This is a genomic window from Rufibacter hautae (assembly GCF_008271695.1).
Classification (GTDB): domain Bacteria; phylum Bacteroidota; class Bacteroidia; order Cytophagales; family Hymenobacteraceae; genus Nibribacter; species Nibribacter hautae.
Genome location: NZ_VKKY01000003.1, coordinates 689,510 through 712,092, shown reverse-complemented (window position 1 = coordinate 712,092; position 22,583 = coordinate 689,510). Strand labels below are relative to the sequence as shown.

Here is a 22,583-nt window from a genome sequence, read left to right as displayed (position 1 = left end):
TCCCCAAAAAATCATTCTGCATATACCTGTTTCTGAATACCAAATTAGCTTTTCTTCTATTACTTATTAAATCAATTAACCTATCGTTCAACCCTTTCTCTATCTTCCAACTCTCCCTTCATGCGTCACCCTTTACTTATTGCCTGCCTTAGCCTGGCAACTGTGGCCTCCTTGCGGGCACAAACCTCCTCCCTTGTCCCTACTCCTTCTACGGCCACCGCAGCGGGCGGAGGGGTGCAGCGGGTAGCCGGGAAGATAAGCGGCGTAGTCACTGATTCTTCCACCACCAAGCCTGTGGAGTTCGCGACGATTTCTTTGGTGAGCACCGCCACCGGAAAACCCATTGACGGCACCGTGACCGATGATCGGGGCCGCTTCACTTTGTCACGGGTGGCGAACGGCACTTATTCTGTTTCGGTGAGTTTTATTGGCTACGAGAGTTTCACCCGCGCCGGGATAATCGTGTCAGACAAAGACCCTGAGATAGTGTTGGGCCGCATTGTGCTGAAACCCATCCAAAACAAGCTGAAGGAGGTGACCGTGGTAGGCGAGAAACCGCTGGTGGAAGACAAAGTGGACCGCATGGTCTACAACGCCGATCAGGACATCACCAACATTGGCGGCAACGCCTCAGACGTGCTCAAAAAGGTGCCTTCGCTTACGGTGGATTTGGACGGGAACGTGCAGTTGCGCGGCTCCTCCAACGTGCGGGTGCTCATCAACAACAAGCCCTCCAGCATCATGGCCAACAGCGTGGCCGATGCCTTGAAGCAGATCCCATCAGACATGATCAAAACCGTGGAGGTGATTACCAGCCCCTCGGCCAAGTATGACGCAGAGGGTACGGCGGGGATCATCAACATCATCACCAAAAAGAACACTTTGTACGGCGTGAACGGCAGCGTGAGTACCTCTGTGGGCAACCGAAACTCCAGCGGAAACGGTAACGTGAACGTGCGGCGCGGAAAGGTAGGCTTCAATGCCAGTTTGGGTACCCACCAACAATACAACAACCAAAACGACAGCGAACTGCACCGCTCTACCAAAAGCAGACCCAATCTTGAGAAGTTTGATTCTTTCCTGGATCAGATGGGAGAATCTAAACGGCGTGGCGGCGGGGTCTATGGCCAAGTTGGGTTCGACGCCGACCTGGATTCTTCCAACACCATCAATGCGGGGATCAATATTTACCGGGGTAATTACCGCAACCAGGGCTTCCAGAACTCCCTGACCAGAGACCCCAATGGCCTGCAGCAGATTGAGAATGACCTGAGGGGTGCCAACAAGAATGCTTCTGTAGACGCGAACATCGGGTACACCCACATCTTCAAGCCACAGCAGGAATTGTCGGTATTGGCGCAATGGAACAAAGGTCAGAACAACAGCTCCTCAGACCAGGACATCTTCCTGAACCAGAACTACACCCTGGACACGCTTTTGCGCAACACCAATGACGGCTCCAACCGCGAGATGACGTTCCAGGTAGATTACGTGCATCCGTTCCAGAACAAAACCCAACTGGAGGTAGGTACCAAAGGCATCCTGCGCCACGCCGAAAGCGATGCGATGTACCGCAGACTCAGACTTTCTACCGGCGCGGAAGATTTGCGGCCCAATGAGTTCTCCTATGACCAGGACGTGTACTCTACCTACGCTTCTTACGGCTTCAAACTGTTTAAAAACTACAACGTGAAATCTGGGGCCCGCTTTGAGTACACGGCCATTGACGGCAAGTACATCCAACCTTACCAAGACCCGTTCACAGACAACTACTACAATTTCATCCCCAATATTCTGATCTCCCGCAACTTCAAAAGCCAGACGGTGCGGGTGGGGTACACCCAACGCATCCAGCGGCCGCAGATCTGGTACCTGAACCCATACGTGAATATCATAGACGCAAAGAACGTGTCGTTCGGGAACCCGGAGTTGGAGCCGGAGTTGTCGCATGCCTATGAGTTGGGCTACAGCAACTACTTCAAGACCAGCTCAGTGAACGTGTCTTTGTACTTGCGACAGACCAATAACGCCATTGAATCCATCCGCCGCATTGTGGGCGACGAAGGTGCTTTGCCCGTGCTGGACGGTACCTGGCAACAGCCCGGTGTCTCCTATAACACCTACCAGAACATCGGGAAGAACGCTACCTACGGCCTCAGTTTCTCGGGGAACACCAAGCCGATGCCTAAGTGGACCATCGGGGGCTCTTTCAACCTGAACTACATCACGCTTAAGAGTACGCTCCAAAGCAACTCCGCCATGCAGTACAACACCAGCCTCAACTCCAGCTATGATTTCGGGAAAGACCTGGCGGTGCAGTTCTTCGGGAATTACAGCTCACCTAGACCCACCATACAGGGGAAATTCTCGGGGTACTATTACTCCAGCTTCAGCATCAGGAAACAGCTGTGGGACAAGAAAGGCAGCCTGAGCCTGGGCGTGGATAATCCGTTTTCCAAGACCATCAAGTTCACTTCTGATTTGCGCAGCACCACCTTTGAGCAGAACAGCATCAACCAGAATTACAACCGAAGCGTGCGGGTGAGTTTCTCGTACCGTTTCGGGAAAATGGAGATGAACCAGAAGCCGCGCCGCAGCAAGTCCATCCGAAACGATGACGCCAAAGGCGGAGAAGGCAACTAAGTTTACCTTTCTTCCAATTTACCAGAAGCACTCCTTACGTGGTGCTTCTTTTTTTTGCCCTTACCAATTTGGGAGATCGCTTTCCTTGAAAGGATTTCTTCAGCCTTGAAAAATTAACTAGGCGTTTTCAGCTTGTTTTGCCAGAAATAGCACGAAAACGAAAAAAGTTTGCAACTCAGGCAACCGCCGAAGAAAGTCTCACATCTAATAGACAGTTGCGCGCATCAACTGCTTACCCAATCCCACGAAAGATGTCCTATTCCGCCCCACGCGGCTACCAGGTGGTAGCGGCGGCTGGAAGAAGTGCGTCCCTGTGAACCTGATGTGATACACCCTAAACCTGCAAAAGAAATCCCAATGCGTCTCTCCATCCTTGCTACTCTGTTCGTTCTTTGTTTCATCATAGCCTCTCCCCTGCGGGCGCAGGCCCAAACCCCAGCCGGTAAAATAACGGGCCAAGTATTGGATTCGGCTACTACCAAACCCGTGGAATTTGCCACCGTTTCGCTGACCAGCACCGCCACCGGAAAGCCCGTGGATGGCACCATCACCGATGAAAAAGGCACCTTCACCTTCACCAAAGTAGCGAAGGGCACTTACTCCCTCTCGGTGAGTTACTTGGGGTACGTGTCCCAGTCTGTGCCTTCTTTTACTATTTCAGCCGATAAACAGGAGATCTCCCTACCCAACATCAACCTGAGATCAAATGCCACCAAGTTGCAGGAAGTGACTGTGGTGGGCCAGAAAGCTCTCATCGAAGATAAAGGAGACAAGTTGGTGTACAACGCCGAGCAGGATATCAGCAACCAGGGAACCACCGCTTCAGAGGTGCTCCGGAAAGTGCCTTCGGTGACGGTAGACGGAGACGGCAACGTGCAGTTGCGGGGCAGCGCTAATTTCAGGGTCCTCATGGATGGCAAACCCTCCAGTATTCTGGCCAACAACCTAGCCGATGCCCTGAAGCAGATCCCGGCGGATATTATTAAAAGCATCGAAGTGATCACCAGTCCCTCGGCGAAGTATGACGCGGAGGGAACGGCTGGCATCATCAACATCGTCACTAAAAAGAACAGCCTGCAAGGGGTGAGCGGAAAGACCAGCCTTTCTTTAGGCAGCCGGTACCGCAACGTGAATGGCAGTTTAAACGTGAAGAAAGGCAAGTTTGGGCTGAGCACCAGCGTGAGTGGCTATGACAGCAACAACCGCCGACTTAATCTGACAAACCGTACCACCGACGGCCAATCTACCCTGCAACAAGAAAGCCGCAATCTTTCTCTGAACCACGGGTTCAATGCCAAGGCAGAACTCACCTTTGACCCAGATACCATGAACGCCTTCAACCTGGGAGTTTCTACCCGGCGGAATTACTTCTTGGGTTCTGGCTACCAGACTACCCTTAACCGAGGCGCTGGCTCTGAGCAGCTTCCGGTGGCGTACTCAGACCTGGAAAACCCCTGGAACGGCTCTGGCTATGATGTGAATTTCGGGTACACCCGCACCTTCAAGCCCAAGCAGGAATTGACCTTTCTGGCCCAACTGAACCACAATGAATCCAATGACCTTTACGATAACCTGCTCTACTCCCCCGAGGCGCCTTTGGTGCAACGCCAGGTAAACGACAACACCTCGCCCAGTGAAGAGAAAACCCTGCAGCTAGATTACACCCAGACCTACAAAAACGGAGGCAAACTGGAGTTGGGCGCCAAAGCTATCTTCCGGGATGCGCATAGCCGCACCACTTACGCGTACACGTTCCCCACCCAGACAGATTCTACCGTCATCAACAACTTTGACTATGACCAGGATGTAAAGGCCGCGTACGCCACCTACGCTTTCCAGCTGAGAAAATTTGACGTGAACCTAGGTACCCGCTATGAGCACACCACCACCAAAGGCGTGTTCCTGAATTCGCAATGGAACGACGACGCCAAAGAAACCCAACTGGTGAGAAGCGCCTTCAAAGACGCGTACCAGAACGTGATCCCCAGCCTAAGCGTGTCGCGCACCATTGACACCATCCATACCGTACGGGTAAGCTACACCCAGCGCATCCAGCGGCCGCAGATCTACTCGCTGAACCCTTTCCTGCAGCTGGAAGACTTCAACTTCGGGTACCGCGGAAATCCAACCTTAGATGCTGAATTGACCCACGCCTTTGAGGTTGGCTACAACACTTTCTTCAAAACCACTTCCATCAACGCCTCCCTGTTCCTGCGCCAAACAAACAACTCTATCCAGCAGGTATTGGCGCCGGAGCAATTGGTGGTGAATAACCAACTGCGGGAAGTATTGCTGATTACCCATGACAACATCGGCAAGAACCGCGTGTACGGGCTGAGTTTATCTGGTTCTACCAAGCCAATCCCCACCTGGACCATCAGCCCAAGCCTGAACCTGAACTACGTGAGCATGGAGGACAACCGCCAGAAAAGAGAGGGACTGCAATACAACCTGAACCTGAGCACCAGCTACGAGATCGCCAAGGGCCTAACTGCGCAAGCAAATGCCGGCTATAACTCCAAGAGCAAGATGCTGCAGGTGAATATCGGGGAGAACTACTACAACAGCTTCTCGGTGCGCAAGAAAGTGATGCAGGACAAAGGCTCCATTAGCTTCGGGGTGAACAATCCGTTTTCCAACACCTTTATCTTCAAGTACACCGTCATTACCCCTGGTTACGAGCAAACCGTACAGAACATCAACTACAATCGCACGTTCAGAATCGGGTTTGACTGGACTTTCGGGAAGATGCAGGCCAGCCAGAAGCAGAAGAAATCCATTCAGAACGATGATGCTTTGAGCGGCGGAAAATAGAATCAGATCTCTCGCTGGTTTAGCGCTCTTTTTCTAAAAAGGAGCGCTAAACCAGCGAGTTTATTCTTGCTCTTGGTCTGGGAGACTCTGGAACCTTTGCCGGTCTTCCTCTAAGCGGTAAACGGCTTTCTGTACCTCATAACAAGCCAGCATGTACAACCTAAACGGCTCCCCTTTTTTCAGGACTTCCAGCAACGCCACAATCTCTGGGATGTACACCTTCGCGAAGCTGATGTCCTGGGCAATGATGTCGCGGGTGTTGTCAATGATATCGGCGAGCTTGATGGTTTGGGCGCGGGAAGAGATTTGGCTTAGGCGCTCTACCTCCATCTGCTTCCGGCGTTTGCGGTTGTGCCCGGGAGCGTTCTGTTTGGTGAACTGATCGGTGAGATCTATGACCATTTGCAACACCTCCGCTGGCTTCACGATGGAGCCTTGGCAGACTTCCTCCAGAAAGGATTGCATTTCCTGTTCGGTCACCGGGGTGTCTTCCAGTACATCGTGCAGGAGCGCGGCCATGACCATGCCAGTAGTGCCGCTGTACGCCATCACCGTTTGGGCTACCCGTTCCAGGTGCTTTACATAGGGCTCATTGTGGTACTTGCGGCGCTGCTCGCCATGGGCTTGCACCGCGAACGCCCAGGCGGCTCTTTCCAACTCATTGAAACTTGAAGGACACTCCAATTCTTCCATGGATTCTAGCAGGATAAGCCAACACGCCACCAAAAGCGCTTCCGGCGAAGACCAAACGTTTAAGGTCCGTTTACGGAAAATGAACCGAAAACAACCGAAGTTGCTTCCAGAGACAAAACAAAAAAGACGCAACTACGGCGTCTTCCTTTGATCGTTTTAGGACCTGCTTTACAGAAAACAGGCCCTAAACGAAAATCATATTCTTTTTTAATCAGCCTTTCTACAGCTCGCTCAGCTCTTCCCGGAAGCCACCACTCAGGATGGGGAACCGAAGCCAGCTGCGCGGGTCCACGTTGTAGTCATCCAGGTGAAAGGCCGGGGCGTACCGCTCGCGTTTCCATTGGTTGCGGCTCCAGAGTGAGTAGAACCGTTGGATGAACTGCTTTAATTGCTCATCAGGATAGGTGCCTTTTAGCTTCTCAAACACCTGCTTCGGGGCAAGACGGTCATAGAAGGCCAGCCGCTCAATCTGGTTCAGGAGCGGATACGGCATGAGGTCTTCTTCATCGGTCTGGGTGTTTTCCAGGGGCCGCAACTCTGCCGAGGGTTGCAGGTTGTTCACGTACTGCAAGCCTTCATAGCCCAGTTGCTGCTGGGCCCAGATCAGCCACTGTCGGACGAAAGCCTTATCCACGCCCGCAATGGGCGAGATACTACCGGCGGTGTCGCCATCCATGGTGGCATAGCCCACCGAGGCTTCTGAGCGGTTTGAAGTAGCTAGCAACAAAGAATTCTTGAGGTTGGCCAACATCCAGATACCGGGCGCGCGAACGCGGGCCTGGATGTTTTGCAGCGTCAAGTCATCGTGCTGCCAGGTTAAATCACGGCCAATGGCGTGCTCAATTTTGCCCCGGTAACTTTTCACTTCTTCATCAATGGTCCAGTTATAGAAAACAGCCCCAATGGACTTGGCCAGTTCCTCGGCGGAGCGGTAGGTGTCATCGGAGGAGTTGATGGTGCCTTGGTAGGCCGTCACCAGCAGTTTACCCACCAACGCATTTCTAAGCTCGTTTCCGGAAAGTAGCTTGTATTCAGGAAGCTCTTCCGCGGTGAGGCAATTGGTTTTCTGCACAAATTCCTCCAGGCTGATCTCCTCCAGGGCGCGGCGCACCATCTCGGCCACGGCCACGGCACACAAGGACGAATCGGCACCACCGCTCAGGGAAAGCACAAACCCGCGGCTGCGGCTTTTGCGCAGGTAATCAAACAAAGCCAACGAGATAGCCGAGATAAACTCCACGTTCTCATCCACCGGCAAGAGGTCCAGTTCTACCGGGGGTAGCGGATTCTCAAAGGAAACCTCGGCACACTCAAAGTCCACGCTCTTGAAGGAAAGCAGTTGGTTACGGAGCACCAGATTGCCATTTTGCGCGATGATGGTCTCGCCATCATAGATCATTTTACCGGCTTCGTTGCCCAGTAGGTTGACGTATAGATACGTGCACTCAAACTCGCGGGACGCATCCACTACCAGGTGATACCGCACATCGGTTTTGCTCATGGCAAAGTGGCTGGCACTAGGGTTGATGATGAGCTGCACGCCTTTGGGCTTGTGCCGGTACGCCGGGCGGTTGGCGTTACGCCAGGCATCTTCGCAGATCTCGAAGGCAAACTTCACGCCTTGGTGCTCATAGATGATATCTCCGATGGGGTAGGTCATCCCCATGGCCTCAAACTCAGCCACGGTATCAGGCACCCACGAACTGAACCAGCGCGGCTCATAATGCACCCCGTCGTTGGCCAGGAACTGCTTGGCCGTGAAGCCCAGAATCTCTTTGTCTTTGATAACGCAGGCGCAATTATAGGTGGTGTTGTTCAACCGGATGGGCAAACCCACACACACGATGACACCCTCGCACCATTCCTTTATCTCCAGCAAGCGCTCAAAGCATTCCACGCTCACCCACTCGCTCAGGAAAAGGTCCTCGCAGCCATACCCAGGAATACTCATCTCGGGAAGGCAAAGGATGTCTACGTTCTGCTCTTTGGCCTGCTCAATGGCCGATTTGATATTGCGGAGGTTGTTATCCCAATCCAGGGGAGTTTGATTGAGGGCGGCGCCGGCAAGTTTCATAGGATGCTAGTATTTATACTTATCTAACGCAAGAACAGCCTTGCAAGTTAAAAACCCGGCCATTATGGAGTGTAATCCACCATCAACCTGAGTGATACAAAACTAAAAATCCTCCTCGGAGAACCAAGAGAACCGGCAGAAACTAAGGTCATTTCACCGCTTTTAACCCAGCAGTTAAGGGCCTATTTTCTGAAAACAAGCCATAAATAAAGGCGCTCATTAGGGCCGCTTTCTAAAGAAATAAGAAGGAAACTGCAATGATATACACCGATGAGATCACTGCTATTAAAGCCCCTATTTACACCATGATCTACCAGGTAAAACGTTCATATTGAGCGCATTTACCCAAAAATACAAAGTAACAATAAAGGAAAAACCTTCTGCCTTTTTGAGGCTGATTTCTGTAAAAGGAACCGAAAATAGAAGGGATATTCTAGGAAAGGATAATGCCAGTGGATTTGAGCACTTCCATGCTCTTCTCGGCGGCCGCTTGCTCGGCTTTCTTTTTGGAGAGCCCGCTGCCCGACGCAATAATGTCGTTGTCTACCACCACGGCGGCGGTAAACTCAGTGGTGCTGCCAGACTGCTTCTGCCCCACAATTTCAAACCTGATGCTGCGGTTCTGGCCCTGGGCCCACTCAATCAATTTACTTTTAAAGTTGCTGGTGGTAGTGGTGAGTTGGTGCAGGTCAAAGTGCGGCTTCACCAGTTTCTTCAGGATGAAAGATTTGGTGTCTTCGTAGCCTTTGTCCAGGTACACGGCACCCACCAAGGCCTCCAGCGCGTTGCCGTTAATGAACTTGTGGCGGGTTACCCCAGAGACATTGTCTACTTTGATGAGCGAGTGCAACCCTACCTTTACGGCCAGGTTGTTCAATGACTCGCGGTTCACCATCCGGGACCGGATCTCGGTTAGAAAGCCTTCATCTTTGTAGGGGTACTTCTTGAAAAGGTATTCGGCAATGACAGCGCCCAGAATGGCATCACCCAAAAACTCAAGCCGCTCATTCGTTTCCTGGTTCCCCTTTAGGTTCTGGCGCACGAAAGACGTGTGCGTGAACGCCAACTGGTACAAGTGCAGATTATCTGGTGCCATACCCGTGATATGGGTAATGGCGTTCACAAAAGCCTTGTCCTTGTAAAAGAATTTATGGATTGCGCGAAAGACCGGTCTAATCGGGCTCAATGCTATTCAGTGAATTTCTTGAAAATCACAGAGGTGTTATGTCCGCCAAATCCGAAAGTATTGCTGAGGGCAATGTTTACTTCGCGCTTCTGAGCCTCATTAAAGGTAAAGTTCAGGCGAGGATCAATGTTCTCATCATCGGTGAAGTGGTTGATGGTAGGCGGAACAACGCCGTTCTGGATAGCCAGAATAGCCGCTACTGCCTCCACGCCACCGGCACCACCCAGCAAATGCCCGGTCATGCTCTTGGTAGAGCTGATGTTCAGGTTGTAGGCGTGCTCTCCAAATACTTTCTGGATCGCGGTCACCTCGGCCCCATCCCCGAGCGGGGTACTGGTTCCGTGGGTATTGATGTAATCTACCTGGTCTGGGGTGATTCCTGCATCACGCAAGGCATTCTGCATTACCAGCACCACACCTTCGCCGTTAGGGTCTGGGGCCGTGATATGGTACGCATCTGAAGACAGACCACCACCTATCACTTCGGCGTAGATCTTAGCGCCCCGGGCTTTGGCGTGCTCATAGCTTTCCAGCACCAGCGCACCGGCACCTTCACCCAACACAAAACCATCACGGTCTTTGTCATACGGCCGGGAGGCCGTTAAAGGATCATCGTTGCGCTCACTCATGGCTTTGAGGGCGTTAAACCCGCCAATACCAGACTCCGTGATGGCTGCCTCAGAACCACCGGTCACCACCACATCGGCCATGCCCAATCTAATGTAGTTCAAAGCCGCCACAATAGAGTCTGAAGAAGAAGCGCAGGCAGAGGTAGTCACAAAGTTAGGGCCTCTGAAACCGTACTTAATAGAGATATTGCCGGAGGAACTGTCGGCAATCATTTTAGGGATAAAGAAGGGGTTGTACCGTGGGGTACCGTCTCCTAAACCAAACTGGATGGACTCATCTTGGAAAGTCTTTAAACCGCCAATGCCAGAACCCCAGATCACGCCTACGCGGTCTCTGTTCACGTTCTCCAGAATGCCTGAGTCAGCGATGGCTTCATTGCTGGCGATGAGGGCAAACTGGGTGAAGTAATCCATCTTTCTACCTTCTTTCTTCTCAAAGTAATCTTCTGGATTGTAGCCTTTGATTTCGCAGGCAAACTGGGTTTTGAACTTACCGGCATTAAAGCGAGTAATAGGCGCCGCGCCGCTTACCCCATTGGAAAGTCCTTGCCAGTATTCTGCCACAGTTTTTCCAATTGGGGTGAGCGCGCCTAGGCCCGTTACAACAACTCTCTTAAGCTCCATACGCTGCTAGTAGAGGAAAAGAACCTATATTAATTAGGTAAAATTGGATCGATAAAGGGAAATAGGAGGAAGGAGATTACTTCGCGTGCTCTTCCAGGTAGCTGATCGCTTGGCCTACCGTTGCAATATTCTCAGCTTGATCATCTGGAATAGAAACATTGAATTCTTTTTCAAATTCCATGATCAATTCTACAGTATCAAGAGAGTCGGCACCCAGGTCGTTTGTAAAGCTAGCCTCAGGCGTTACCTCAGATTCTTCAACGCCTAATTTGTCAATAATGATAGCTCTTACTTTTTCTGCGATTTCTGACATTTTTTTAGAAGTTTTTTAAAACACAGTGCAAAGAAATAGATTTGGAAACACAATGCCAAACAAATTACGAGAGATTGTTTTATTGTGATACTTTTCTGAGAAGTTCACTTGAGTTTCCATTTGACTTCTTTAAATTGCCAACCCAACCTAAAGTACAACCAGCGTACCGCAACTCACATGAAATCTTTCCGTCTAGACGTTGAATACGATTTTGATTTCAACTTATATGGGGTTGTCTCATCCAGCAAGGAGCATACCCTGGCTTGGGCGCTGAACAAGTACTTTAAGATACGGCTGGTGAAACAGACCGACCTATGCATTGACTTCCTCAACAAGGGTCGGTTAATCATCTCCAATTACCTGCACCGGGCAGAACACGGTACGCTTCGTTTGTTCCGTAACCGGTCTGTGGGCACCAGCACTCTGGCGGCGCCTTTTCTGGTGCCAGACATAAAAGAATATGATTATGTAATACAGGTGTCTGGCGGACTCAGCCAGCTTCAGCAAGAGATTCTGCAGACCCTTAATGCCGTACCGCTGGTGCAGTACGTGCGTTCCTTTGACCCACATTGTTTACGTTATAAAGAAAACCTGCTTTTTTAGCGCATGGCTATTCCCTTCAACAACACCAAGATTATTGCAACCGTTGGCCCCGCCAGCAACACCCCTGAGCGCCTTCGCGCCCTGATTCAGGAAGGGGTAGATGTTTTCCGTCTTAATTTCTCTCATGGCGCTCACCACGAACACCTGAAGGTGATTGAACACGTACGCGCCATTAACGCTGCCGAAGGCTTCAATATATGCTTGCTGCAAGATTTGCAGGGCCCCAAGATCAGGATCAATGATGTGCAGGACGGCGCCATTGAGATTGTGGAAGGCCAGCAACTGACTTTTGTCTATGACAAATCCATGGGTAACTCCCAGAAGTTGTCGCATAGCTACGCCCGCCTGGCCCAGGACGTGCGCCCCGGTGATGCTATCTTGATTGACGACGGTAAACTGGAAGTGCGCGTTTTGAGCACCGACGGTGTGAATGAGGTCATCACCGAAGTGGTATATGGCGGCGTGGTGAAACCCCGCAAAGGCATGAACCTGCCCGACACCGTGGTCACCGCCCCTTCCCTCACCGAGAAAGATCTTCAGGACCTGCACTTCGGGTTAGACAATGATGTGGAGTGGGTAGCGCTTTCCTTTGTAAGAAAGGTAGAAGACATTCATGAGATCAAGAGCATCATCGCGGAGCGTGGCAAAGACGCCAAGGTGGTAGCCAAGATTGAAAAACCAGAGGCCATCCGCAATATTGACTCTATCATTGAGGCCACCGATGCCATCATGGTAGCCCGTGGTGACCTTGGGGTGGAAGTAGGAATGGAAGGCGTTCCTATGCTGCAGAAAATGATTGTGGAGAAATGCAACAAACTGGGCAAACCCGTGATTGTGGCTACCCAGATGATGGAAAGCATGATCACCAACCCTCGCCCTACCCGTGCTGAGACCAATGACGTGGCCAATGCCGTAATGGACGGTGCTGATACACTGATGCTGAGCGCCGAGACCGCTGCCGGTGCGTATCCGCTGGAAACTATCCGGAGCATGAACAACACCATCAAGTCTGTAGAGTCGCAGGCCGCTGTGTATCACCGCAACTTTGTATTCAACAGACAAGCTCCTACTTTCTACAACGATACTGTGGTAGCAAGTGCCGTAACCCTGGCCCGCGACACAGACGCCCGCGCACTCATCTGCCTTACTAAGTCTGGGTACACCGCCATTCAATTGGCCAAGCACCGCCCAAAAGCCAACATCTTCGTCTTCACAGACAACCGCGTGTTGTTGAATACCTTGAACCTGGTTTGGGGCATCAGAGGCTATTACTACGACCGGTTTGTGTCTACCGATGAGACCATCGCTGACCTGAAAGAGATTCTGGTGAAAGAAGGCCACCTGGAGACCGGCGATATCTTCATCAACATCGGCTCCATGCCGGTAATGGAGAAGAAACGCGCCAATATGATCAAATTGAGCGTGGTTCACTAAGAACCCTTGGAACTGGATTCCATATCCAGACCGCTATAAAAGAAGGCCAGTCTCGTTGCAGAGACTGGCCTTCTTCTTTTAGGCTGCTTTAGAATAGATGCCCCGGGTTAGGTCTAGCTGACCTACTTCAAAGCGATGATGCTTCTATAATCAGGCAAAGTGTTTAAGGCTCTGAATTCCAAAAGGAGGCTTTAAACGGCAAGCACCTACAACACAAAAAGCCTTGCGGCTAGCAAGGCTTTTTGATAATACCCAAGATTATAAATACTACCTAAAAGACTAGGCAGCTAAGTTATTCACGAAACGAGCCAATTTCGATTTGTTGTTGGCTGCTTTGTTTTTGTGGATCACGTTCTTCTTGGCCAACTTGTCCAGCATACCAGATACCGTCTTGAACAGCTCTTGCGCCTCGGCTTTGTCGGTTGTGGTTTTTAAACGCTTTACAAAGGTACGGGTCGTTTTCGCCTGATAGCGATTCAGCAAGCGTTTCGCGTTGTTAGATCTGATTCTTTTTAATGCTGACTTATGGTTAGCCATGGTTGTGAATATAGATAAATGCTTTTGACTCTGATTCTAAATGAGTTTGCAAAACTACAAGCTTACCGGATAAATTCCAAGAAACTTCCCCAAATTTAATCGGGTTTCTGCTTTTGCTCTTCCCCCCAAGGGAAGAAAAAGCGAAAGAGTTCCCCGCTTGGGTGTTTTTGCGTTGCAAAGGTAACATTTCTCCATTTGCTAGTACAGCTTTACCGCAAAAGTTTTCCCCATAGCTGCATTATAGATGGCCTCCCTCCTACCCCTCCTCTCACCAGAAACCCACGCCTTGCATACCTATTGGACTACTCCCCTATCCTTTCTCCTCTTGACTGCAACTCACTTGTATAAATAAGCTACTTACTAGTAAATGGCTTCCTCGCTTCCCTAGGAACAGTTTCTGACCAGAGAATTAGTATCCTTTTGGAAACCAGAAAGGTAACCGCGGTGTTTTACGGTTGATTTCGTAATTTTACGCTTGAAACTGTTTTCACCTTTAAAATCACCATACCCATGGCAATGTATCCTGAATATATGGTCGCCCCTATCCGGGAAGATCTTACCTCTGTTGGCTTTGAGCAACTGATGACGCCCGAAGAAGTAGAGTCTGTATTGAGCCAGAAAGAAGGCACTGTGTTAGTAGCCGTTAACTCTGTATGCGGTTGCGCCGCTGCCAAAGCGCGTCCAGCCCTGAAAATGGCGGTAGCCAGCAGCGACCAAAAGCCCGCTAAACTGGTAACCGTGTTCGCCGGTATGGAAACCGAAGCCGTAGCCAAAGTGCGTGAGTTCATGCTGCCGTATCCTCCGTCCTCTCCTTCTATCGCGTTGTTCAAAGATGGCGAGTTGGTGCACGTGATTGAGCGCCACCACATTGAAGGCAATGACTTAACCCGCATTGTAGATAACCTGCAAGGCGCCTTTGAAGAGTACTGCTAATCTGCGGTAGTTCTTGAATTAAAACAGAACGGCCTGACTTTGATAAGTCAGGCCGTTCTGTTTTAAAAGTGTTTTCAGGAAATCAGGCTTTAAACAGATTTACATCGAATTGCTGATTGCTGATTGTTTTGATCAGCAATCAGCAATTAGCAACCAGCAATTAAAGCACCTTAAACCGCTCAAAAGCCAGCCGCTCCAGTTCTGCCTGGTGGTTGGGGTGCGCAATCCTGATCAGTTCCTGGGCCCGTTGCCGAAGGTTTTTGCCGTATAAATCTGCGATCCCAAACTCAGTCACAATGTAGTGCACATGGGCACGCGTGGTGGTCACGCTAGCCCCAGCTTTCAGCACGTTCACAATCTTTGATTCGCCTTTGTTCGTGATAGATGGCAGGGCAATGATCGGCTTGCCGCCTTTGGAGAGCGCCGCACCTCTGATGAAGTCCATTTGCCCGCCTACGCCTGAGAACTGGTACATGCCAATGGAATCGGCGCAGACTTGGCCGGTCAGGTCTACCTCAATGGCACTGTTGATGGCGGTGACTTTGTTGTTCTGCCGGATGATGGCCGTGTCATTGGTATACACCGCCTCTTTCAATACCACCGTTGGGTTGTCATGCAGGAAATCGAAGACCTTCTGGGTGCCGTTCACGAAACAGGAGACAATCTTGTGTTTCAGGATTTTCTTTTTGGCACCCGTAATCACTCCCTTCTCCACCAAAGGGATAATGCCATCGGAGAACATCTCGGTATGGATACCCAGGTCTTTATGGTTACCAAGTTGCGCCAGCACCGCGTCTGGAATACCCCCGATGCCCATTTGCAGTGTGGCTCCGTCATCCACCAATTCAGCCACTAGTTTGCCAATCTGGGTCTCCACTGCGCCGGGCGTCTTGCCCCCGTGCTCTATCAGAGGCTCTTCCACCCACACCTTGGCGTGTATCTTACTGATGTGTACTACCCCATCACCGTGAGAGCGCGGCACGTGGGGATTCACCTCGGCAATCAGGATTTTGGCGGTCTCAACCGCCGACAAGGCAATATCCACGGAAGAGCCCAAGGTGCAGTAGCCGTGCCCATCGGGCGGTGACACTTGTATCAGGGCCACGTCCAGCGGCAGAATGTTGCGCCGAAACAGGAAGGAGATCTCACTCAGGAAAATAGGAATGTAATCAGCGTGCCCCTGGCTGAGGGCCTGCCGGATGTTGCCTCCCACAAAGCAGGCATTGGTCTTGAAACTCCCTGCGTGCTCAGCGGAAGTATAAGGTGCCGGCCCCTCGGTGTGCATATGGATGAACTCCACGTCCCGGAGTTCAGGACCGCGGGCCGATACGGCATTCACCAGGCGCAACGGCGTCATGGCGGCCCCGTGCACAAAAACGCGGTTCCCGGATTTAATCAGTTTAACCGCTTCTTCGGCGGTGGTATAGTCAGGTTGGAGAGACATGGGATCTTTACAGGTTGATGCTTCACGTTCTACGTAAATCTGCCGCAAAGATCAATTCTGTGTACCCCAGAAAAAATGACAAAGGCCAGCACTTGGGCTGGCCTTTGTCATTTCATGTCTTATTTTTAAAAAGCAGCCTCAATACGCTGCAACCATCGGCGGAGCCGAAGTACTATTGTTTATAGTCGCTCTGCTAAATACTGCTTCAGGTCAAACCCGATGTCGCGGCGGTAGTTGCGGCCTTCCCAGGTGATCTGCTCGGCGGCGGCGTTGGCTTTCTCCAGCGCTTCTTCCATGTCCTGGCCCAAGGCCGTTACGGCAATCACGCGGCCCCCATCGGTGACAATCTGCCCGGAGTGGGTCTGCTTGGTGCCGGCGTGGAAGCAGAGGGTGTTCTCGGGCAGCGCGGTCTGCAAGCCGTGGATCTCTTTTCCTTTCTCGTAGTCGCCGGGGTAACCGCCGGACACCAAAAAAATGGTAGTGGCGGAACGAGGATCTATCTCCAGTTGGAACTGCCCCAGTTCATGGTCATGCAGCGCCTTGAAGAGCTCAAACAAATCTGAGTTGATGCGCGGCAAGATAGCCTCGGTCTCAGGGTCGCCCAGGCGCACGTTGTACTCAATCACGTACGGGTCTCCGTTGGTGTTCATCAACCCAATGAACAAGAAGCCGGTGTACGGAATGCCTTCCTGCTGCAAACCCTGTAAGGTGGGCTCAATCACGCGCTGGCGCACTTTGTTCATGAAGGCGTCATCGGCAAATGGTACGGGAGAAACAGCCCCCATACCACCGGTGTTGAGGCCGGCATCGCCTTCGCCTATGCGCTTGTAGTCTTTGGCCTCGGGCAGGAGCACGTACTCTTTGCCATCGGTGAGAATGAACGCCGAGAGCTCAATGCCCTGCAGGAACTCCTCTACCACCACTTTGCTGCCGGCGGCGCCAAACTGGTTCTGCTGGAGCATACCAGACAGGGCCGCGCGAGCCTCCTCAAAGTTCTGGGCAATGACCACACCTTTACCGGCGGCCAGACCATCGGCTTTCAGTACCACAGGGTACGGATGGTTCTGCAGGTACGCAATGCCCTGGTCAAAGGTCTCGGCGGTGAACGTCTCATAACGGGCCGTGGGGATGCCGTACTTAAGGAGAAACTGCTTGGAAAAATCTTTGCTGCCTTCCAGCTGGGCGCCGGCTCTGCGCGGCCCTACCACCAGGATGTGCTGCAGGTACTCCCGCTCCGCGAAATAATCTGCAATGCCTTCTACCAGCGCCGCTTCCTGGCCAACCACCAGCATCATGATGTTGAAATCAGTGGCGAACTTGGCCAGTTCCTCAAAATCGGTGATGGAGATGTCTACGTTGGTGGCAATCTGGGCAGTGCCCGCATTACCCGGGGCTACAAAGATTCTTTCAGCGTAAGGGCTTTGGCTAATTTTCCAGGCCAGGGCGTGCTCACGGCCGCCCGCTCCTATTATCAGTACGTTCATACAAGCAGGGTTAACGCCTGAGTGCGGCTCAGGCAGGTATAGAGTTACGGTTCCGCCGTTTTAGGGCTATTTATTATAAAACACCACTAAAATGGTGCCACATAACAGAAACAGAAAAGCAGGTATTGCCACCTGCTTTTCTGTTTTCTACATCTTAGTTCGCGTATTTAGAGAGGAACTTGATCCGCATGAGGCGGAGGTCATCCTCGGTGTAATCATCGGTGCCCAGTTCTTTGATGGCAACGGCCATGTTGTCTGTGGTGGAACTCATGAAATAGTCAATCACCTCCTGCTGACGGTCATCGTCCAGCACCCCGTCTATGTAGTAGTCCAGGTTCAGCTTGGTGCCCGAGTAGCAGATGTGCTCAATTTCCTCAATCAGCTCAGACATGGTGAGACCTTTGGAGGAGGCGATCTCTTCCAGGTCCATCTTTTTGTCTATCTGCTGAATGACGTAGATTTTGAGCTTTGACTTGTTCACCGTGGTCTTCACCACCACATCGGCGGCGGTCACAATGTCATTCTCCTCCACGTATTTGGAGATCAGTTCCAGGAAAGGCTTCCCAAACTTCTGCACCTTGCCCATGCCCACCCCGGCAATGTGCGCCAGGTCTTCTTTGGTGGTAGGGTACGTGGTAGCCATCTCTTTGATGGACGGGTCCTGGAAGAGCACGTAAGGCGGCAGGTTCATGTCCTTGGCCAGCTTCTTGCGCAGTGCCTTGAGCAGGTCAAAGAGAACCGCGTCATGGCCGGCGGCGGCCTGAGTTTCCTCTTTCTCCTCTTCCTGCTGCACTTCCTCGTCAAAGTTGTGGTCTTTGGCGAATTTGATGGAGTGCGGGCTTTCTAAGAATTCTTCACCTTTATCTGTGATTTTCAAAGTTCCTACGTTTTCAATGTCTTTCTCCAAAAAGTCAAACAAAAGGGCTTGCCGGATAATTGAATTCCAGAACTGGGGTTCCTGCTCTTTGCCTACGCCAAATACTTCCAGTTGGTCGTGGGTGTAGCTTTCTACATATTGGTCTTTGAACCCGATGAGCACATTGACCAGGTGATCAATATTGAAACGCTGGTTTGTCTGCACCACGGCCTTTAAAGCGTAGGTGAGTTCCTGTTCGGCCTCAAACTTCTCTTTAGGATGTACGCAATTGTCGCAGAAGCCGCAGTCTTTGTCATACTGCTCGCCAAAGTAATGCAACAACTGGCGCCGACGGCATACTGCGGAGTCAGCGTAAGACGCCATCTCCTGTAGTAATAACTTAGAATTGTCGCGTTCGGTTACAGGCTTGTCCTTGCTGAATTTCTCCAGCTTCACAATGTCATCGTAGCTGTAGAACATGAGGCAGTTACCCTCCAAACCGTCGCGTCCGCCGCGGCCGGTTTCCTGGTAGTAACCCTCAATGGACTTAGGCGTGTCATAGTGGATCACGAACCGGACATCGGGCTTGTCAATCCCCATCCCGAAGGCAATAGTAGCCACAATCACGTCCACGTCCTCGTTCAGGAAAGCGTCCTGGTTGGCCATGCGCACGTTGGAGTCCAGTCCGGCGTGGTACGGCAGCGCTTTGATGTCGTTCACCTGCAGCAGCTCGGCAATCTCCTCCACCTTCTTGCGGCTCAGGCAGTAGATAATTCCGCTCTTGCCTTTGTGCTTTTTGATGTACTGGATAAGCTGCTTTTTGGTATTGTGTTTAGGTCTTACCTCATAGTACAAATTTGTACGATTGAAAGAGGACTTGAACACAGAGGCATCGTCCATCTGCAGGTTCTTCTGAATGTCTAGCTGCACCTTGGGCGTGGCCGTTGCCGTCAAGGCAATGATAGGCAGGTTGCCGATGTTGTCAATGATGCCTCTGATCTTGCGGTACTCCGGCCTGAAGTCATGGCCCCACTCAGAGATACAGTGGGCTTCGTCAATGGCTACAAACGCGATTTTGGCTTGTTTCAGGAAATCCAGGGTATCTTCTTTGGTGAGAGACTCGGGGGCTACGTAGAGTAGTTTCACCTCGCCGCTCACCGTTTCCTTTTTCACCTTGTTCATCTCCGCCTTGGAGAGCGTGGAGTTCAGGAACTGGGCATTCACCCCAAACGCGTTCAACTGGTCCACCTGGTTTTTCATAAGCGCAATAAGCGGGGAAATCACAATAGCCGTGCCTTCCATGGCCAGAGCGGGCAACTGGTAGCAAAGTGACTTTCCGGCACCGGTTGGCATGATCACAAAGGTATTCTTGCCGGCCATGATGTTCTCTATAATCGCCTCCTGGTTGCCCCTGAATTGACTATAGCCGAAAACTTCCTTTAATTTGTTCTTTAATGATTCTTGTTTTACTAACATGTAATATGCTTGTTGTGAGAAACAAGGGTTTGTACTTTCTGTTGTTGTCTTGTCTAATACAAATCTAACTTGAATATCACGAAAAATATCAAAAGCATCGCAAAAAAAGTGTTGGAAGAGGAAGCCACCGCCATCCTTAAACTCGCTGATTATATCAATGAGGATTTTGAGGCTTGTGTGGAGGCAATTCTGGCCATCAAAGGCCGTGTGGTGGTCACGGGCATTGGCAAAAGCGCCAACATCGCTTCCAAGATTGTGGCTACGCTGAACTCCACTGGCACCCCGGCCCTTTTCATGCACGCCGCCGATGCCATCCACGGAGACTTGGGCATGATCCAGGCCGATGATTTCGTGATCTGCCTCTCCAAGAGCGGCAATACCCCAGAGATTAAGGTTCTGGTACCGCTGCTCAAGCGCAAAGGCACCCAATTGGCGGCCCTGGTGTCTAACGTAGACTCTTACCTGGCCCAGCAGGCCGATTTTGTCTTGAATGCCACCATTGAGCGCGAAGCCTGCCCCAACAACCTGGCCCCTACCACCAGCACCACCGCGCACCTGGCCCTGGGCGATGCGCTAGCTGTATGTTTGTTGGAGTCCCGCAACTTCAGCAAAGAGGATTTTGGCGCCTTGCACCCCGGCGGCGCTCTGGGCAAAAGGCTTTACCTGAAAGTGGGTGATATTTACACGCTTAACGCCGCGCCGCAGGTGAACACAGCCGCTACCCTGAAAGAGATCATCATTGAAATCTCCTCAAAACGCTTGGGGGCTACTGCGGTTCTGGATAATTCTGGTAACTTAACGGGTATTATCACCGACGGGGACCTACGGCGCATGCTCTCCAACTTTGAGAATCTAGCCGGGATTACGGCCGCAGATATCATGACGCCCTCGCCGCTCACCATCGATTGTGATGAATATGCCGTAGAAGCCTTAGTCACGATGCAGAAGAAAAACATTACGCAACTCATTGTCACCAAGAACGGCACTTTCACCGGCTTTGTGCACTTGCATGATTTACTTAAAGAAGGATTAGTATAACATGAACGACAATACCTATGTGGTAATCATGGCAGGAGGCATTGGAAGCCGCTTCTGGCCGGTTAGTAGGGTAAACCATCCCAAACAATTCCATGATGTACTGGGCATTGGCGAAAGCATGATCCAAACCACGGTAAAGCGGTTTCAGGGCATTTGCCCTCCGGAGAACGTTTTCGTGGTGACGCACCGTGATTATGACAGCCTGGTACGGGAGCACCTCCCAGACCTCACCGACAACCAGATACTGCTGGAACCCATTGGCCGAAACACGGCCGCCTGTATTGCCTACGCCTGCTTCAAGATTGCCAAGCGCAACCCCAACGCCAACATTGTGATTGCCCCGGCAGACCACGTAATCCTGCGCGAAGAGTCTTTCAAGAACTGCGTGCGCGAGGCGCTGGAAGCCACGGCGAAAAGCGAGATTCTGGTAACCTTGGGTATCAAACCCACCCGTCCGCATACCGGCTATGGCTACATCCAGTTTATTGACGATGCCCAGAACAGCCTGAAAAAAGTAAAGACGTTCACCGAGAAACCATCGCTGGAGATTGCCCAGATGTTCCTGGACAGCGGCGAGTTTGTCTGGAACGCGGGTATCTTCATCTGGAACGCCCAAGCCATTGTAAAGGCTTTTCACCAGTACCTGGGCGACATGGCCGAGACCTTTGACGAAGGCATTCCCGTGCTGGACACCGATCAGGAAGAGCAGTTCATTAACCGAGCCTATTCCCATTGCCGCAACATCTCCATTGACTACGGCATCATGGAGAAAGCCGATAATGTGTTCGTAATCCTGGGCGATTTTGGCTGGTCTGACCTGGGCAGCTGGGATTCCCTCTACAGCCTGTCTGAGAAAACTTCCGAGGGCAACGTCATTGAAGGCAATGTGCTGGCCTACGATGTAAAGAACTGCATCATAAAAACACCGGCAAACCAACTGGTGGTGCTGCAAGGCTTGGAAGACTACATTGTGGCCGCCCATGACAACGTGTTCATGGTCTGCCGCCGGGAAGATGAGCAGAAAGTAAAAGACTTCGTGGCCGATGCCAAGGCCATGAAAGGCCAAAACTTCATCTAAGATTCCCTTTCCCTATAAAAAGCGTCGGGGCTCCTGTTTTGCAGGAGCCCCGACGCTTTTTATATGCTATTGAAAAATCTATGACTAAGGCTGCTGCAATCTCAACCTGTAAACATCCGTGATATCGCCGCGCTTGCGGGTGAAGGTGATGTCCTGGTCATTGGTGCTTACCGTATAGGCACCATCCAGAATCAAGGTCCAATCGAACTCTGCGGTCCAAAAAGATTTGTCCTTAAACACTATCTCCTGCCCCTCCACATGGTAGGTGCCCTGGCCGATGGCCGGATATTTCACGCGGTCACTGCTCCCAGAAAATGAGTTTCCGTCCAGCACCAACGTGACATTGGCCACATCATAATCCGCGGTGGGGCTTGATCTCTGAAACTGCCCCACATAGGTACCGCTAGGAATCACAGCCGGTTCCTCGTCTTTGTCAAAGCAGGAAAACGAAATGAACGCCAGCAACAGGAGTAGTAAGTTCTTTTTCATAACAGTGGCTTTTTCTTCAAGACCCAACCTAAGGCCAAAAGGCTGCACCTTACTTTCTAAAGATCATCAATTTTTAACTTCTTTTCACGATGGCGTTACCTGCATCAGTTGGTGTTGTTAGTTATCCCTCATACATGACCAATGGTGTCATATTAGCCAGGTGCTGTAGGGAATGGAGCAATAAGGCATAAAAAGCGCTTCGGGCCTGTTTTCTTAAAAACAGGCCCGAAGCGCT

General features: G+C 51.3%; 17 protein-coding genes. 7 read left to right on the top strand and 10 right to left on the bottom strand.

The annotated features are described in order from the left end of the window. The first annotated feature begins 120 nt into the window (after window positions 1-120). Together FOA19_RS19385 and FOA19_RS19380 are read left to right on the top strand one after the other, a co-directional pair. Window positions 121-2,643 carry a TonB-dependent receptor domain-containing protein gene (locus FOA19_RS19385; RefSeq protein WP_149092493.1) on the top strand — a complete coding sequence of 841 codons (2,523 nt, stop codon included), beginning with the start codon at window positions 121-123 and terminating at the stop codon, window positions 2,641-2,643. Between the two features lie 357 nt (window positions 2,644-3,000). Continuing rightward, complete coding sequence (locus FOA19_RS19380; protein ID WP_149092492.1) at window positions 3,001-5,457, top strand: outer membrane beta-barrel family protein; 2,457 nt, start codon at window positions 3,001-3,003, stop codon at window positions 5,455-5,457. Between the two features lie 60 nt (window positions 5,458-5,517). Here the strand turns inward: FOA19_RS19380 and FOA19_RS19375 are convergent, their stop codons facing one another. The 5 genes from FOA19_RS19375 to FOA19_RS19355 form a co-directional block, all read right to left on the bottom strand. Continuing rightward, window positions 5,518-6,150, bottom strand: a complete 633-nt coding sequence (locus FOA19_RS19375) for an HD domain-containing protein (protein WP_149092491.1) — start codon at window positions 6,148-6,150, stop codon at window positions 5,518-5,520. Window positions 6,151-6,370: 220 nt separating this feature from the next. Beyond that, the gene (nadE, locus tag FOA19_RS19370; protein WP_149092490.1) at window positions 6,371-8,224 is read right to left on the bottom strand and encodes an NAD(+) synthase; all 1,854 of its coding nucleotides are present in this window, start codon (window positions 8,222-8,224) and stop codon (window positions 6,371-6,373) included. Between the two features lie 433 nt (window positions 8,225-8,657). After that, window positions 8,658-9,320, bottom strand: coding sequence for a ribonuclease III (rnc, locus tag FOA19_RS19365; protein WP_149092489.1), 663 nt, complete (start codon window positions 9,318-9,320; stop codon window positions 8,658-8,660). 92 nt (window positions 9,321-9,412) lie between these two features. Beyond that, window positions 9,413-10,663 carry a beta-ketoacyl-ACP synthase II gene (gene fabF / locus FOA19_RS19360; protein WP_149092488.1) on the bottom strand — a complete coding sequence of 417 codons (1,251 nt, stop codon included), beginning with the start codon at window positions 10,661-10,663 and terminating at the stop codon, window positions 9,413-9,415. Between the two features lie 76 nt (window positions 10,664-10,739). Then, window positions 10,740-10,976: an acyl carrier protein gene (locus FOA19_RS19355; protein ID WP_048919546.1), complete on the bottom strand. Its 237-nt coding sequence runs from the start codon at window positions 10,974-10,976 to the stop codon at window positions 10,740-10,742. A gap of 177 nt (window positions 10,977-11,153) precedes the next feature. Between FOA19_RS19355 and FOA19_RS19350 the strand changes: the two genes are divergently transcribed. Continuing rightward, a complete protein-coding gene (locus tag FOA19_RS19350) occupies window positions 11,154-11,579 on the top strand; it encodes an IPExxxVDY family protein (RefSeq protein WP_149092487.1) in 426 nt (141 codons plus the stop codon). Window positions 11,580-11,582: 3 nt separating this feature from the next. Next, window positions 11,583-13,013, top strand: coding sequence for a pyruvate kinase (gene pyk / locus FOA19_RS19345; RefSeq protein ID WP_149092486.1), 1,431 nt, complete (start codon window positions 11,583-11,585; stop codon window positions 13,011-13,013). A 279-nt stretch (window positions 13,014-13,292) separates the two neighbouring features. Here pyk and rpsT read toward each other — a convergent pair whose 3' ends face one another. Continuing rightward, the gene (gene rpsT, locus FOA19_RS19340) at window positions 13,293-13,550 is read right to left on the bottom strand and encodes a 30S ribosomal protein S20 (RefSeq protein WP_149092485.1); all 258 of its coding nucleotides are present in this window, start codon (window positions 13,548-13,550) and stop codon (window positions 13,293-13,295) included. Between the two features lie 516 nt (window positions 13,551-14,066). On the opposite strand from rpsT, the gene FOA19_RS19335 reads away from it, so the two are divergent. Further along, entirely contained in the window at window positions 14,067-14,483 is a 417-nt protein-coding gene (locus FOA19_RS19335) for a BrxA/BrxB family bacilliredoxin (protein ID WP_149093133.1), read from the top strand. A gap of 160 nt (window positions 14,484-14,643) precedes the next feature. Here the strand turns inward: FOA19_RS19335 and FOA19_RS19330 are convergent, their stop codons facing one another. From FOA19_RS19330 to recQ, 3 genes are all read right to left on the bottom strand, one after another. Continuing rightward, complete coding sequence (locus FOA19_RS19330) at window positions 14,644-15,927, bottom strand: acetyl-CoA hydrolase/transferase family protein (RefSeq protein ID WP_149092484.1); 1,284 nt, start codon at window positions 15,925-15,927, stop codon at window positions 14,644-14,646. Between the two features lie 179 nt (window positions 15,928-16,106). Further along, on the bottom strand, window positions 16,107-17,411 hold the full coding sequence (gene purD, locus FOA19_RS19325; protein WP_149092483.1) for a phosphoribosylamine--glycine ligase: 1,305 nt from the start codon (window positions 17,409-17,411) through the stop codon (window positions 16,107-16,109). Window positions 17,412-17,565: 154 nt separating this feature from the next. Further along, window positions 17,566-19,743 (bottom strand): DNA helicase RecQ, encoded by a 2,178-nt coding sequence (recQ, locus tag FOA19_RS19320; RefSeq protein ID WP_149092482.1) that lies wholly within the window; start codon window positions 19,741-19,743, stop codon window positions 17,566-17,568. A gap of 69 nt (window positions 19,744-19,812) precedes the next feature. On the opposite strand from recQ, the gene FOA19_RS19315 reads away from it, so the two are divergent. Both FOA19_RS19315 and FOA19_RS19310 read left to right on the top strand, forming a co-directional pair. Then, window positions 19,813-20,781 (top strand): KpsF/GutQ family sugar-phosphate isomerase, encoded by a 969-nt coding sequence (locus FOA19_RS19315; protein WP_149092481.1) that lies wholly within the window; start codon window positions 19,813-19,815, stop codon window positions 20,779-20,781. A 1-nt stretch (window position 20,782) separates the two neighbouring features. Then, window positions 20,783-21,859, top strand: a complete 1,077-nt coding sequence (locus FOA19_RS19310) for a mannose-1-phosphate guanylyltransferase (RefSeq protein ID WP_149092480.1) — start codon at window positions 20,783-20,785, stop codon at window positions 21,857-21,859. An 84-nt stretch (window positions 21,860-21,943) separates the two neighbouring features. Here the strand turns inward: FOA19_RS19310 and FOA19_RS19305 are convergent, their stop codons facing one another. Beyond that, on the bottom strand, window positions 21,944-22,348 hold the full coding sequence (locus FOA19_RS19305; protein ID WP_149092479.1) for a hypothetical protein: 405 nt from the start codon (window positions 22,346-22,348) through the stop codon (window positions 21,944-21,946). Window positions 22,349-22,583: the final 235 nt, after the last annotated feature.

Coding starts and splice junctions, on each gene's coding strand:
- FOA19_RS19385 (WP_149092493.1), top strand. CDS start 121: ATGCGTCACCCTTTACTTATTGCCTGCCTTAGCCTGGCAACTGTGGCC.
- FOA19_RS19380 (WP_149092492.1), top strand. CDS start 3,001: ATGCGTCTCTCCATCCTTGCTACTCTGTTCGTTCTTTGTTTCATCATA.
- FOA19_RS19375 (WP_149092491.1), bottom strand. CDS start 6,150: ATGGAAGAATTGGAGTGTCCTTCAAGTTTCAATGAGTTGGAAAGAGCC.
- nadE (WP_149092490.1), bottom strand. CDS start 8,224: ATGAAACTTGCCGGCGCCGCCCTCAATCAAACTCCCCTGGATTGGGAT.
- rnc (WP_149092489.1), bottom strand. CDS start 9,320: ATGGCACCAGATAATCTGCACTTGTACCAGTTGGCGTTCACGCACACG.
- fabF (WP_149092488.1), bottom strand. CDS start 10,663: ATGGAGCTTAAGAGAGTTGTTGTAACGGGCCTAGGCGCGCTCACCCCA.
- FOA19_RS19355 (WP_048919546.1), bottom strand. CDS start 10,976: ATGTCAGAAATCGCAGAAAAAGTAAGAGCTATCATTATTGACAAATTA.
- FOA19_RS19350 (WP_149092487.1), top strand. CDS start 11,154: ATGAAATCTTTCCGTCTAGACGTTGAATACGATTTTGATTTCAACTTA.
- pyk (WP_149092486.1), top strand. CDS start 11,583: ATGGCTATTCCCTTCAACAACACCAAGATTATTGCAACCGTTGGCCCC.
- rpsT (WP_149092485.1), bottom strand. CDS start 13,550: ATGGCTAACCATAAGTCAGCATTAAAAAGAATCAGATCTAACAACGCG.
- FOA19_RS19335 (WP_149093133.1), top strand. CDS start 14,067: ATGTATCCTGAATATATGGTCGCCCCTATCCGGGAAGATCTTACCTCT.
- FOA19_RS19330 (WP_149092484.1), bottom strand. CDS start 15,927: ATGTCTCTCCAACCTGACTATACCACCGCCGAAGAAGCGGTTAAACTG.
- purD (WP_149092483.1), bottom strand. CDS start 17,411: ATGAACGTACTGATAATAGGAGCGGGCGGCCGTGAGCACGCCCTGGCC.
- recQ (WP_149092482.1), bottom strand. CDS start 19,743: ATGTTAGTAAAACAAGAATCATTAAAGAACAAATTAAAGGAAGTTTTC.
- FOA19_RS19310 (WP_149092480.1), top strand. CDS start 20,783: ATGAACGACAATACCTATGTGGTAATCATGGCAGGAGGCATTGGAAGC.
- FOA19_RS19305 (WP_149092479.1), bottom strand. CDS start 22,348: ATGAAAAAGAACTTACTACTCCTGTTGCTGGCGTTCATTTCGTTTTCC.